Origin of the sequence: Vreelandella sedimenti (genome assembly GCF_013416325.1) — a bacterium.
GTDB classification, from domain to species: Bacteria; Pseudomonadota; Gammaproteobacteria; order Pseudomonadales; family Halomonadaceae; genus Vreelandella; species Vreelandella sedimenti.
The window spans coordinates 91,936-103,465 of record NZ_JACCGK010000014.1; the positions used below are offsets into that span (position 1 = coordinate 91,936).

General features: G+C 47.2%; 17 protein-coding genes. 2 read left to right on the forward strand and 15 right to left on the reverse strand.

The annotated features are described in order from the left end of the window. Positions 1 to 20 precede the first annotated feature (20 nt). From HZU72_RS16370 to HZU72_RS16415, 11 genes are all read right to left on the reverse strand, one after another. Positions 21 to 191 (reverse strand): hypothetical protein, encoded by a 171-nt coding sequence (locus HZU72_RS16370; RefSeq protein WP_180093970.1) that lies wholly within the window; start codon positions 189 to 191, stop codon positions 21 to 23. Beyond that, complete coding sequence (locus HZU72_RS16375; protein ID WP_443089498.1) at positions 192 to 518, reverse strand: GFA family protein; 327 nt, start codon at positions 516 to 518, stop codon at positions 192 to 194. It lies immediately after the preceding gene. 34 nt (positions 519 to 552) lie between these two features. Continuing rightward, positions 553 to 1,041: a LysE family translocator gene (locus HZU72_RS16380; protein ID WP_235976153.1), complete on the reverse strand. Its 489-nt coding sequence runs from the start codon at positions 1,039 to 1,041 to the stop codon at positions 553 to 555. A gap of 209 nt (positions 1,042 to 1,250) precedes the next feature. Beyond that, on the reverse strand, positions 1,251 to 1,769 hold the full coding sequence (locus HZU72_RS16385) for a class IV adenylate cyclase (protein ID WP_180093972.1): 519 nt from the start codon (positions 1,767 to 1,769) through the stop codon (positions 1,251 to 1,253). Positions 1,770 to 1,867: 98 nt separating this feature from the next. Then, positions 1,868 to 2,287 carry a MarR family winged helix-turn-helix transcriptional regulator gene (locus tag HZU72_RS16390; RefSeq protein WP_235976154.1) on the reverse strand — a complete coding sequence of 140 codons (420 nt, stop codon included), beginning with the start codon at positions 2,285 to 2,287 and terminating at the stop codon, positions 1,868 to 1,870. 333 nt (positions 2,288 to 2,620) lie between these two features. Next, complete coding sequence (locus HZU72_RS24050; protein WP_268896429.1) at positions 2,621 to 2,752, reverse strand: hypothetical protein; 132 nt, start codon at positions 2,750 to 2,752, stop codon at positions 2,621 to 2,623. A gap of 130 nt (positions 2,753 to 2,882) precedes the next feature. Continuing rightward, a complete protein-coding gene (locus tag HZU72_RS16395) occupies positions 2,883 to 3,368 on the reverse strand; it encodes a YehS family protein (protein WP_180093976.1) in 486 nt (161 codons plus the stop codon). A 240-nt stretch (positions 3,369 to 3,608) separates the two neighbouring features. Then, a complete protein-coding gene (locus HZU72_RS16400; RefSeq protein ID WP_022523098.1) occupies positions 3,609 to 4,031 on the reverse strand; it encodes a hypothetical protein in 423 nt (140 codons plus the stop codon). A gap of 263 nt (positions 4,032 to 4,294) precedes the next feature. Beyond that, positions 4,295 to 4,729 (reverse strand): GFA family protein, encoded by a 435-nt coding sequence (locus HZU72_RS16405; RefSeq protein ID WP_180093978.1) that lies wholly within the window; start codon positions 4,727 to 4,729, stop codon positions 4,295 to 4,297. Positions 4,730 to 4,789: 60 nt separating this feature from the next. Further along, a complete protein-coding gene (locus HZU72_RS16410) occupies positions 4,790 to 5,215 on the reverse strand; it encodes an N-acetyltransferase (protein ID WP_180093980.1) in 426 nt (141 codons plus the stop codon). 309 nt (positions 5,216 to 5,524) lie between these two features. Then, positions 5,525 to 5,950 carry a VOC family protein gene (locus HZU72_RS16415; RefSeq protein WP_180093981.1) on the reverse strand — a complete coding sequence of 142 codons (426 nt, stop codon included), beginning with the start codon at positions 5,948 to 5,950 and terminating at the stop codon, positions 5,525 to 5,527. Positions 5,951 to 6,054: 104 nt separating this feature from the next. Here HZU72_RS16415 and soxR point away from each other — a divergent pair, with 104 nt between their 5' ends. Both soxR and HZU72_RS16425 read left to right on the forward strand, forming a co-directional pair. Beyond that, complete coding sequence (soxR, locus tag HZU72_RS16420; RefSeq protein WP_180093983.1) at positions 6,055 to 6,519, forward strand: redox-sensitive transcriptional activator SoxR; 465 nt, start codon at positions 6,055 to 6,057, stop codon at positions 6,517 to 6,519. 171 nt (positions 6,520 to 6,690) lie between these two features. Further along, the gene (locus HZU72_RS16425; RefSeq protein WP_180094109.1) at positions 6,691 to 7,887 is read left to right on the forward strand and encodes a DEAD/DEAH box helicase; all 1,197 of its coding nucleotides are present in this window, start codon (positions 6,691 to 6,693) and stop codon (positions 7,885 to 7,887) included. Between the two features lie 61 nt (positions 7,888 to 7,948). Here HZU72_RS16425 and rho read toward each other — a convergent pair whose 3' ends face one another. From rho to HZU72_RS16445, 4 genes are all read right to left on the reverse strand, one after another. Next, the gene (gene rho, locus HZU72_RS16430) at positions 7,949 to 8,905 is read right to left on the reverse strand and encodes a transcription termination factor Rho (RefSeq protein WP_180093985.1); all 957 of its coding nucleotides are present in this window, start codon (positions 8,903 to 8,905) and stop codon (positions 7,949 to 7,951) included. Positions 8,906 to 9,293: 388 nt separating this feature from the next. After that, on the reverse strand, positions 9,294 to 9,776 hold the full coding sequence (locus HZU72_RS16435; RefSeq protein WP_180093987.1) for a hypothetical protein: 483 nt from the start codon (positions 9,774 to 9,776) through the stop codon (positions 9,294 to 9,296). Between the two features lie 85 nt (positions 9,777 to 9,861). Then, positions 9,862 to 10,563 carry a DUF4145 domain-containing protein gene (locus tag HZU72_RS16440; protein WP_180093989.1) on the reverse strand — a complete coding sequence of 234 codons (702 nt, stop codon included), beginning with the start codon at positions 10,561 to 10,563 and terminating at the stop codon, positions 9,862 to 9,864. A gap of 514 nt (positions 10,564 to 11,077) precedes the next feature. Continuing rightward, entirely contained in the window at positions 11,078 to 11,518 is a 441-nt protein-coding gene (locus tag HZU72_RS16445; RefSeq protein ID WP_180093991.1) for a YtoQ family protein, read from the reverse strand. Positions 11,519 to 11,530 lie beyond the last annotated feature (12 nt).

An 11,530-nucleotide genomic window follows, 5' to 3' on the forward strand; every position in this document is an offset into this window, starting at 1 on the left:
GGGTTTAAGCTACCTAGCGGTTATAAAAGTTGATGCGGCGAAAATTTCTTCAATGAAAAATTAATGGCACTAGTACTTAAGCTTTCGATATCCAGCACAATCCGACAGCCGATATCCATCTTCTCTAAACCATTAAGCTCTTTGAAGCTGACTTCGTAAAAGCTATTCCATTGGGATGCCTTATTAGGCATTTACCACCAACCTTCATTGAATCCATACACAGTGGGGTGCGAGCGCGTTTGGTGGTGGGTGTAGATGCCGCAATTTACGCAGAAGTAGTGCTTTGCGACACCTGAATTGAACTGATATAGCTTTAGATGCTCGGCGCCGCGGAGAATGCGAAGACAGCTCAAAGGTACATAGGCCATAACAGCGCCTTTGCGCCTGCAAATAGAGCAGTTACACCTTTTCGGGCCAACAAGCCCCTCAGGCAGATTGAGTTCGAACTCCACCATGCCGCAGTGGCATGTAGCTCTGTGATTAGGTTGAACTTTAACTCCACCCACTTGCTTGACCACAGCCTACTCCCTCGTATCTATCGCTGGCGAGGCTTTATAAGTTAGCATCAACTTCTTTTAGCCCTAGAAGCACCGCTGCGCCAATCAAAAACGATCCAGATACCTTACCTAAGTACTGGCGCGCTGCTGACTTGAGTTTCGTACTGATCCATTCAGCTGATTTACCGTAGGAAAACAAGAAAACCGCACCCATGATGAGATACGTAGCACTCAGTATCGCAAACTGATGCAGGAGGAGCTCAGATGGGTTAATGAACTGTGGAAAAAGAGCAGCGAAAAAAATAACGGCTTTAGGGTTTGCGGCTGAAATGATAAAACCTTGCCAAAACAAGCTTTTTTTCGACCTCCCCTGATTCGCCACACCTACATGGCTCCCACTCTTTGAGAAGATCAACCGTAGGCCTAAGTACGATAAATATGCCACCCCCGCCCACTTCACAACGATAAAGAAATCACTGGATTGCTGAACAATGCTCACCAAACCTATCGAGGCGACAATCATTTGTAAAAAATTGGCTGACAAATCGCCAGCACGATAAATAGCGACCGTTGGAAGCCATTGCTAACGCTATTGGAAAGCATCAAAAGCTGGCTAGGGCCCGGTGTACTCATCAAAGTGAATACGGTGCTGACATACAGAAGCCAAAGCTCCGTTCCCATAGCCGATTACCCTAACATCTGAACTCGACAACCTTCCGCGGCTCCTTGGTTAGAAGCCTGTAGAATGGATGGTTAGCTCCCCTTTTCCTCGAGCAAGTCGACATAAGCGCCTTCAATGAGCTGGGATGGCTCGATACCGAGCTGATCCAATAGGCGGTGCGCGATCTCAACACCGAATTGTGATAACTCGCTGGAGGAAAGCACCACTTCAAGTTCAAGAAAGTGCCCAAGGCCCTCCACTCTATCGAGATGTACACGAGTCCTGTCAACAAGGTACAACGTGCGATGTTTCCGAACACGACCAACTTCACCATAAGCCAGCGCAAGCGTCTCTCGCAACGCCTCAGGCTCATCGGTTTGCGAGCGAACGTAAAACGATTCTTTCGGGCCTGCCTGATTGGCGCGTCGGTAAAAAATGAGTTCGCCGTGCTTTTCTGAAAATACCCGAAGCTTCAGCCGACCAGCCTCACATTGGAAGAAGGTATCGACTTGCACTATCTCGGTAGGCCCATTGTCCGCGGTCTTAGCCACCTTGGATTCGAGCGCTTCGATGTTGTCGATACGTGCTTTGATCTCAATATTTCTGGCCATGGTAAGTGCCTCCGCCGATTTCAGTGGCTTGTTGGGTGCAAACCCTTGAAATCTGCTGACTGGTCTATCAAGAGTCAATGCCCATTGGGCAAACAAAACTACAACACTTCCTTTAACAGTTTATAAAACTCATCCAACTCTTTCTTATCAAGTGGTTCAAGCAATGCGGCAGAAGCGTGTTTAAACGAAACTTGCGCATCTTCATAAGTTTTTGTCCCAGCAGTGGTAAGTGCCACCAGGCTGACTCTGGCATCACGAGGGTTTTCCTGCTTCTTAACCAGCCCTATTTTCTCCATAGGATTTAAAAGGCGAGTAACCCCTGATGGGCTCAACCCGACCTGTTCAGCAAGATCGCAACGGCGTACTTTTTGATTGGGTGCGGTGTATAGCTGATTGAGAACCAGATAATCGGACAGGCCAATACCATGCGCAGAAAGCGCACCGCCAATCCGTTTTTGGATTTTACTTTGCAGGTTGATGACACTTAACACCAATCCTGCCTCTATATTTTCCGGCATAGTCATTACTCTTGCGCAATGGTTGATCCCACAAACATATACTCAAATGCTTGCGCAGTCAAACATATTGCAATCAAATGGTCGTTAGTGGTTATTGATGACCGAGTGAAATGCCAGGTTAGCTGCTCTCATGCATGTATGCGCGAGGCTGACTCTCCTAATTCATGACAAAGAGAATTAGAATCCGTCCTTCATCTTCAGGATAAAATGCGACACGAAGGCACCACTGCTTCCCATTTCGAGAAAGGCATTAACGCTAAAGCCTACCTGCACCGATGCTTATATAGCGCAATTTTGCTGCTTTCATTCCCAAAAAATTGAATTAATTGTTTTCTAGGCTTTGAGGTTGGGTGGGGTGGCCCAAAGCTGCACCTCGATATAGAGCTCAAAATCTGTTTCCCAATAGCGTTCAGGCCAGATTTTCAATGTCATATTCGCCCATACCGCCATTGGCTCTATAGGCATTACACTTTCCTGTTAGACCGACAATAACCGCTCGATCGACACCTGTTAAAACGTCATATCGAAACAGAAGCTGGCCTATACCGCATGATACAAGGTACTGCAGCTAGTATATGAATTCAGGCCATGAAGCTCAGGACTCAGAGATTGAAGCCTCCTGGTTTGGCCGCAACTGAAGCTGGATGCCGAGTAAGAAGTTTCGCAACACCTGGTCTTTGCATTCTCGATAATTCTTATGGCTGGGCTTGCGGAAAAACGCGCTTAATTCATGGTTACTTAGATTGAAGCCAGCCAGTTCAAAAGCAGCCAAAATATCATCAGCCTTTAAATTCAGCGCAATACGCAGCTTCTGAAACACCATATTGTTGTTTAACTGCGATTCTGGCACGGGCTGTGGCCCTTCGCGTTTACCACGCTTAAAGCTAATAAAGCCGTTCAAAAACGCCGCTAGCTCTTTGTTCTTCATGGTGACAAAGGCATCGTCGTCATCCTTTTTCAGCCAGGCCGTTACCTGCTCTTGAGCCACGCTGACCTCTGCCAAGGCGAAGATATCCACGATGGTGCTGTCTTTTAAATCAAAGGTGTAACGTATACGGCGAAAAATATCGTTATTGGTCAAAATAGTGTCCCTAGTCTTAGGCAAACCCAGCACAATCAGGCTTTATGTGCATCTACGTTTATCGTGATATATGATTAAAACCAGCAGCTTAAATAAACTAGGCTTTGTACGAAAACTGCCTGCGCTCGCCAATACGGCGTTAAAAATCACCTCAAAATGCTCATTTACAACCCGTAAACTCCGCTTTTTCGTTGATTTTAGCCTTGTCTAGCCTTCGCTCGCCGACTTTTCGTACAAACCCTAACCTGTGGTCAGTTTTCCAAGCAGCTCGTCAATTTCGTCTTTCAGCTCGCCATCTTCAATTTTATTGGCGGTGGCTTGGGCATTTTTAAGATTACTGATAGCCGCGTCGGTCTGGCCCAGCTCAACCTGCAACTTCGCCATGGAGAACGCGATGGATGACATGTGATCCTTCGAGTTAACTGCAACGGCCTTTTCAAAGGCTTTTTCGTAGACTGCCAACGCCTCATCCAGCTCTTCCGTGAAGTCAGCCAATGTTTCCCACTGCTCTGGATGATCTTTATCGGTGCTCTCATTCTCGGTGCAAATAGCTTCCAGCTCCGCATAGAGCGCATCAAAAGCCTCTCTATCCTCTTTATCAGCAGCCTTCATGAGCTTTTCAGCGAGTTCGTAAACCGCCTTGTATATTTTGGTGTTAATCATGAACAACTGCCTTTTCTCTATTTAAAAATAGTAACAAGTAAACAAACCTGCTGAAAATCAACGTATGTAACGAAGCCACCCCACCGTCACCGGTGGCATTATACCCTTTGGGGATGGCTCTACGGGCGATCATTTTACGGTTTTGTGATGGGGTGTTGGTATGTTTTGCTTGAGTGGTCGTCTTAGCGGCTCACAACATAAGACCACTCATTAAAAACATTGAAAGGCATTTCAGACTTCAAAAGCAAAAATTCAGACTGCAATCAACGGCTTGGCCTCTGCAATGCCTGGTTAAGCGATTCCAAACTATCAGAGCCACCATCTAAACGAACACAACCATCTGATTCTGACGCCCAAGAAGCCGATGAAGAAAGGTGAAGATGAATAGATATTTGCGACGCAGTCTCATCATTCAGCAAACCAGCGGGAACCCATACCAACCCCGTGTCTCTCAGTTGGTTGGGTACCAGACTACCGCAGACCGAACAAAAATCATTTCGATAGCCGGTTGGCTTCTGAAAAGTACTGATTTTGGACTGACCAGAAAGCCAGCGGAAGCTATCCGTTTTTACAAAAGTGGCCGTATTCGACGCAGACCCTGTCGCTTTGCGACACAGAGAGCAGTGACATTGATAGAAGCTCGGCAGTTCCCCTTCGATTTCGAACTTAATCTCCCCACACAGACATTCATCGTTCACCGAATATTCCTTAATACTTTACGCCATCGATTACAAACAGCAGCTAATAGCTACACGCTGTTAACAGTAGTGTTCCATGATGAATTCAGGATGGCCAGTTTGTTCGTCAATCTGCTCACTTAATTCAATAAAGCCATGTTTTTTATAAAAACTGATGCTTGAAGCGTTCTGCCTATAGACACTTAGCTGTAAACACGCCCTTCTGCTCTTAGCATCTTCAATCAACGCTGACCCTATACCATTTCCCTGCAGGCTTGGTCGCACAAAAACTGCTGCCAACGTATTTCCATAGAGGCAGTAAAACCCGACTACCTGCCCATCAGCCTCAAATACAAAGGCCTCTGATGCAGGGATGTATATATCCCGCATTTCGCTAACTTTTGACTGCCAAAATTTAGAACCAACAAAGGAGTGGGCTTCAATTGATGCTGAAAGCCAGATATCCAAAATTTGTTCAATATCCGCCTCACGGTATTTACGAATCATCTAAATGTTCCTAATGATGGTCAATGGCGCCAAAGGCAGTATTGGAAAGCTGCCTAGCCCTGGATAAAGTTTCACCTGAACCAGCGCTAGGCAGCTTCATAAATTTAAGCAAGAATACTTTGTCTTCCTTAGGGTCAATCCGCTCCTTCCAGAGGAGTAATTAGCTCTCTTCACTTCCTAATAGCCTTTTTGCTTCCAAGTCCCACTGAAAGCCCCGGGAATTTTAACAGATTATTCAAAAGATATTTCATGGTGCATCAAAGCTAAATCTATTACGGTTCAGCCCCCCGGAGGGTGCTGAACTGCTTATTAAGTGGCATCTTGATTTAAATTCCGCTCGGCCGGGATATCGCTCAGGTATTCGACAAACTCCACTTCAAACCCAGCCGGATCGACAAAATAGACATTTTTCCGAAACGGCTCTACAGCTCCTGGTTTCGCAATGGCATAACCAGCGTTATTTAACCTAGCCACAACGGCATCCAGGTTATCGGTCACATAGGCAAAATGAGCCAAGCCAACGCTGTGGCCTTTCAAATCGCGATTCGCCCCTTCGCCGTGATCGCTTAGCGCCAGGTAATGTTGGTCGTCACCAAAGTGCACCCATTTACGCGGTTTGCCATACCACTCGCCATGGCCTTCATCGCGTACCCGCCAATGCGGGAATACAGCGCGGTAAAAATCCAGCATGGCATCCATATCATCAACGACTAGATTCACGTGTTCCAAGTACATAAGTGTCTCCTTGCATTAAGTGAAATGGCAGGATAAAACCTCAACTTCACTTGAGGTAAAGCTGTTTTTGGAAAAAAATGGCAAAAAAGATTCAGGAGTGCGTGATGGCAGAGGCAATTTGGAGTGTTGGCAAGGTGGCAAAGCGTTGCGGCATTAACGTCAGTACCTTGCACTTTTACGAGCAGCAAGGTCTGATCCATAGCTGGCGCAATGCAGGCAACCAGCGCCGTTATAAACCGGAAGTGCTAAGGCGAATTTCGGTGATCAAAGCCGCGCAGAAAGTCGGCGTGAGCCTGGAAGAGATCAAGCGAGCCTTTGAATCACTGCCCAATAACCGCACACCGACGGTTGAAGACTGGCAGCAGCTTTCAAAAAACTGGCAGCAGATGCTCGATGGCCGGATTGCTTATCTGCAAAAGCTGCGTGATAACTTGGCAGGCTGTATCGGCTGCGGCTGCCTGAGCATGACAAGTTGCCCACTTTATAACCCGGACGACAAGCTGGCTGAGCTCGGTAGCGGCCCGGTGCTTTTGGATCGGGCTGAGCAGCAGGCAGGGGTTGATCGATAAGCTAGTTAACATGCACAAACCGCCTGATGCTTGTTGATGTTAGAATTGCGAATCCAAGGATTGGCTTCTAGCATCTCAATCAGCCTCCGTTTCAGCGATCGGCTGCTTTTACCCTATACTGCTCCATCTTTTATTTTCGACACACCTTACGACACTCTGTCAGGGCGCCTTATGCCATTTGCAAAACTAGGATTATCCACGCCTCTTGTTCAAGCGATTACCGAACTAGGTTACCAAACGCCAACGCCCATCCAGGAACAAGCGATTCCTGCCATTCTTTCGGGTAACGACTTAATCGCCACCGCACAAACAGGAACGGGCAAAACCGCCGCCTTTGTTCTGCCTTTGCTAGAGCGATTCAGCAACGCGGGAACGTTACGCGGTAAACGCATACGTGCGCTGATTCTCGTGCCAACCCGTGAGTTAGCGGTTCAGGTCGAAGCCAACGTGGCTCAATACGCTAAACATACGCACTTAACCTCTATGGCGATGTATGGCGGTGTGGATACCGAAGCTCAAAAAGAGCGCCTAATCAAAGGAGTAGATATTCTAGTCGCCACGCCGGGCAGATTGCTTGATTTGGCGCACCAGCGTGCGCTGCACTTTGATGAACTTAACGTCATGGTATTGGACGAAGCGGACCGAATGGTCGACATGGGTTTTGTCGACGATATCTATAAAATCATCGAACGCCTGCCTGAAGACCGTCAGAACCTACTGTTCTCGGCCACCATGACAGACGACGTTCGCGCCCTCGCCTACGATTTTTCAGATAGCAAGATGACCGATCTAGCGGCTGAAATATCCATTTCTCCCAACATCCGCGCCGCCGCTAATGTCCAACAATGGCTAATCACAGTCGACAAAGACACCAAGTCCGCCTTGTTGAGCCACTTGATCAACGAACAAAAGTGGGAACAGGCGCTTATTTTTACCGAGAAAAAACACAATGCAGCCAAGCTTGTTGCTCAACTGGAAAAACGCGGCATCACAGCGGATTCCATTCATGGCGATAGAAGCCAAGCGATGCGCGAAAAGATTCTGGCTCAGTTCAAAACCGGCGAATTAAAGTACTTGGTCGCCACGGGGGTTGCCGCGCGAGGTTTGGATATTGGCGAACTGAGCCGTGTGGTGAATTATGATTTACCCTTTAAGCCAGAAGAGTACATCCACCGCATTGGCCGTACCGGCCGCGCGGGCGCCTCAGGGGAAGCCATCTCTTTAGTCGACATGAGTGACTTTAAAAATCTTTGTGCCATTGAAAGACGGTTAAAAAGCATTATTGAGCGCAAAGAGATTACAGGCTTTCCGGTTCGCAAAGCAGTACCCGAGTCAAACTTAAACTATAATAAACAAAGTAATCGTTAATACTTACCAAGGAAGCTCACCTCTTAAAAAATCAAAGGTGAGCTTTTTTATTATAGGCATTTCACGAGGCTGGTAAAAACGCATCTAACAGCTCGGCATTCGTTGGATATTTATCCAATAACTCAAGCAACTTCTGCGCGCCTTCTACTGGCTTAAGCGTTGTAAGCGCTCTCCGCAATGTGCGTACTTTTTCAATATCCTTTGCATCAATCAACAACTCTTCTCGACGGGTACTGCTTTTGGCTATATCTATCGCGGGGAAAATCCGTTGATTGGCCACATCCCGGGATAACACGAGCTCCATATTGCCCGTGCCTTTGAACTCCTCGAAAATCACCTGATCCATACGGCTTCCCGTATCCACCAGCACCGTGGCCAGAATGGTGAGCGATCCGCCGTTTTCGATCTTTCTCGCGGCGCCAAACAGTTTGCGTGGTATTTCCATCGCTCGGGAATCCAGCCCACCCGACATAGTGCGACCATTGCCTCGCTGCTCGGCATTATGAACACGCGAGAGTCTGGTAAGAGAATCGATCACAATCATCACATTATGACCGTCGCCTGCTTGCTTACGCGCCGTCTCAAGAAGCTTATCTGCCATATTGACATGGTGTGTGTAGCTTTCGTCTGAAGATGATGCATGGACTTCTGCCGAAACACTGCGCTTAAAGTCTGTCACTTCTTCAGGGCGCTCATCAATCAGCAAGGCATACAGCTTTATATCAGGATGGGCTTCTGCCACGGCCTGACAGATGTGTTTTAACATCGTCGTTTTGCCAGAGCCCGGCGGCGCCACTATCAACCCACGTTGCCCCATCCCAATGGGCGTAATCAAATCCATCGCTCGCATAGTGCGCTGCTTAGAACCAGGTTCTAAATAAATGCGTGGGGAAGGATGAATAGCGACGCCATTTAAAAAACGTTTTTCGGGATCATTGGGGAATTGATCTTCATCTTCGTCGGTGGGCTTGGAATCTACCTGCCTTTTCGCCTTCAAACCTAGTGTTTTTCTCGTCATAATATCGATGAATCACCTTGAATAACCTGGATTTATAGATTAATGAATTTATAAAATAGCTGCATCATAGACAGCCGACTGGTCGCATCGTTGCGGTACTTGGGGTGGAAAACGGGTAAGTCTAACTGGTGCTCAAAGGTAGCGGGTTGGAGCTAATCTTGGTAGTAGTTCACCACCATGGCGTTTGATCATGGTTATAGGGCTTGAAGCGCTGCATGCTGGCCGCTCCTCGTCTGTTTCCACGTTCCTACCAAAACTTAGGCATCAGTGGGGTTTTCTGCAGTCTCAACGCGCGCAAAACGTGCTAATAAAGCTTGGCTAAGATTGGTGAGGCACGAGCCAAGCCAAGCTTTATTAGTCCATGCGTTGATGCGTTTTTATGTGCTGATTAAAACACCAACTCTTTAGAATATTTATTCCTCCACAATTGATCTTGAGCTTTTGCTTTGATTTTACAGCTAATCCCTTTTTCAATAATCTCATTTATTACAGCTTCAGGTATAAACAACTGATGCGACTGAAAAGCTTCTAACTCAACCGGATAATTATATTCAACTCCGTACTGAGAAGGACAGCAATGTACCCAGCCTACAGAGTTAGACCAATTTCTGTATTTTAAAAGATGAAGCAGCTTTTTAAATATTGTTTTATTTTCAGATTGATACAATAGATCCAAGCCTGCCAGATGAATTTTGTGAGAAGAATGATTTCTAACGATAATATAGAGCCCTTCCACGTAATCACCATCCTTTTCTTCCATCCCGTGAAGTAAATCGACCTTAAATTTAGGCGTTGCTTTGGCAATGTTCCAAATAAACACGAGTGTTGAGAGACAGGCTGCGTAAATCGCTAATATTTCCGTGATTTTCAATGAAACTCCCTAAAGCACATAACGCCCAACAAGCTGTGCGGCACAAACAAAGCACAATGCAGCTTGCATCCGAACGAGCGAATTGTTATGCATTTTCATCTCGCCTTTGCCTTCTGCGCTCTGCTGCAATCCGGATTCGCTCGGGCTCGGTATAGATACGTTCAAGCAAGATACGTGTGAAATCTAATAAATCCTCGGCATCTGCTTTACGAAGAGTTCCAGCATGCGCGCCATCGTTACCATCCTCGCGAACGCACGTCGAAAGCTCCCTAAGACTTTCTGGTAATAACTGATTATCGAAAAGCCAAGGTAAACGGAGACCAAGGTTTCGACGTGTTCGCTGATTTAGCCCGTCTATATCCTGCTCCGGCAATAATCCTTTCGTCACAAGATCAATACATAAACGGAACATAGTTCCAGCAGCATTCCAACAATCAACTTTTAAGCATGTTGAGCCTTCTATAAACACGTTATTAATAGCATCTGGCACATACTCAGGTGCTTCTACTTCCGCTCGATCTTTTAACGTTATAATTCCTTCGATTCGTACGTATAGATTGACTGCGTGATCAATATTTATAAGCCCAGTTTTATGGAGAGATTTGTAATCTGCATTAACTTCATCAGCAAGAACAAAAACAGTTGAACGATGGCACTGTCGGCAAATGGCAAAAGTTTCATACCAATACTGCCAGTCATACTCAGTTCTGGTATGAATAGCGCTCAATAGATCGAATGAAATTCGACTTGATCCACAACGAGGGCAGTCTGCAACTAGCTCAGCCATAATTCATCTCTCATCTCTTTAATGCATAACAGTGATTAGACGGTGCGTTCTGATATGAATTAATGCGATACACTCTTCAGTATTCTTATAGCGCACACAAAAAAACCCTAACCAACTGATATTTAATAAAATTAATAACAATTCAGCAGCATATTCAAAATTCGAAGGCGCCCGTTCTGGTGTTCTAATCATACTCTATTCATAAAATTGGCTGAGGTCACGCAGCTTTGCAGAAAAGTTGAGCTGGAGCAGGCTTTGGGCAGCTAAGTTGCCTTCTCGCCGGGCCGCCGCTGCGGGCGCCTTTTGGCTCATTCCTCGCCAAGCGTTACACCACGTTAAGGGGCAGCTAGATTGCTTATGTGGCTGAGTCTTCGCGAGCTAAAGCTCCCTCCCACAACATCGGTGCAGGATCTCGATTCAGTGGCAGGGTTGGCTTATTGGACGGGGTCTTCGCGCGCTGAAGCGCCCTCCCACAAAACCAGTGCAGTGTGGGCTTGCGGGAGGCGCTGCGTGCTTAGGCTTTGAGGACGTAGCTCAGTGTCTCGACTACCTGATCCGTCGTGGTACACCAGGCGTTCGCGCTGGCATCGACTTCTTTCAGCGGGTGGATGATATCTTCGCTGTGTAGGGTGATGTAGGGCTTGGCGAGTGCGGCGCAGTAACCTGCGTCGAAGGCGGCGTTCCACTGTTTGTACTGGTCGCCGAAGCGTACAACGACCAGATCCGCCTGCTCGATCATGGTGCGGGTGCGGATGGCGTTGACCTTGGATGACTGATGGTCGCGCCAGAAGCCATTTTCCGGCTTGCCCAGGTGGTCGCCGGCGGCGTCAGAGGCGGCGTGGTCGGTGACTGGGGCGGTAAACACGATATCCAGGCCCGCGGCGTCGGCGCCGCGCTGGATTTCTTCGCGCCAATCGGTGTGGATCTCGCCAGATAGATAAACGTAAAAGCTCATGGCTATTCCTCA